This is a genomic window from Solihabitans fulvus, from assembly GCF_008386585.1.
GTDB classification, from domain to species: domain Bacteria; phylum Actinomycetota; class Actinomycetes; order Mycobacteriales; family Pseudonocardiaceae; genus Solihabitans; species Solihabitans fulvus.
Window position 1 is genome coordinate 1 of record NZ_VUOB01000198.1, and the last position, 253, is coordinate 253.

Annotated in this window: 1 protein-coding gene; it reads right to left on the bottom strand. The window is 71.5% G+C overall.

The annotated features are described in order from the left end of the window. On the bottom strand, positions 1-237 hold a 237-nt coding region (locus F0L68_RS41280; protein WP_223199618.1), incomplete at its 3' end, for a KR domain-containing protein. Positions 238-253 lie beyond the last annotated feature (16 nt).

Here is a 253-nt window from a genome sequence, read left to right on the forward strand (position 1 = left end):
CGCGTAGCCGCCCTGGCCGCCGCCGCCCAGCGTGCCCGACGCCGACGAGAACAGGGCGAAGAACGCGAGGTCCAGGTCGCGGGTCAGCTCGTGCAGAAGCCAACCGCCGGACACCTTCGGCCGGAACACCCTGCCGACCTGGTTCGAGGAGAGTCCGGACACCAGGCCGTCGTCCAGCACACCGGGCGCGTGCACCACCCCGACATGCGGGTGCCGTTTCTTGGCCACCGCAAGCACCTTCTCGACGGCGGCG